At 45.4% G+C, this 511-nt stretch carries 1 protein-coding gene; it reads left to right on the plus strand.

Annotated features, from left to right (window positions below):
- Nucleotides 1-511 (plus strand): glycosyltransferase family protein (locus tag R7093_RS28295; RefSeq protein WP_318147418.1); only part of this gene is annotated, 511 nt, incomplete at both ends.

Raw genomic sequence — 511 nt, forward strand, 5'->3', positions numbered from 1 at the left:
TGAACAACAATTTGATTCATTTTTTCAAAGAAGTGAACCAACTCAACCTGGCGACTTATGATTTAATCATCAACGACTTTGAACCCGTCACGGCTTGGGCAGCTCGTCAACAAAATAAGCCGTGTATCGGTATCAGTCACCAAAATGCGTTTCGCTATCCAGTGCCTCTGAAGGGGGCGAGCTGGCTGGATAAATCAGTACTTGAGTATTTTGCACCATCTCAACATCAGCTTGGATTGCACTGGTATCACTTTGACCAGCCGTTGCTACCGCCCATCGTCCACACTTTGGATAACCAAGCGGATAACGATGATTTCGTGTTGGTGTATTTACCGTTTGAGTCGATTGAGGACATCTGCGACTTGTTGTTCCACTTTAATCAGCAGACGTTTATTTGTTATCACCCCGACGTGATAGAAGTAGAGAAAGTGGAGAACATAGAATTGCGTCCGCTGTGCCATACCAACTTTCAGCACCATCTACATCGTTGTTGTGGGGTCATCGCCAATGG

Source organism: Vibrio sp. 1580, from assembly GCF_033340055.1.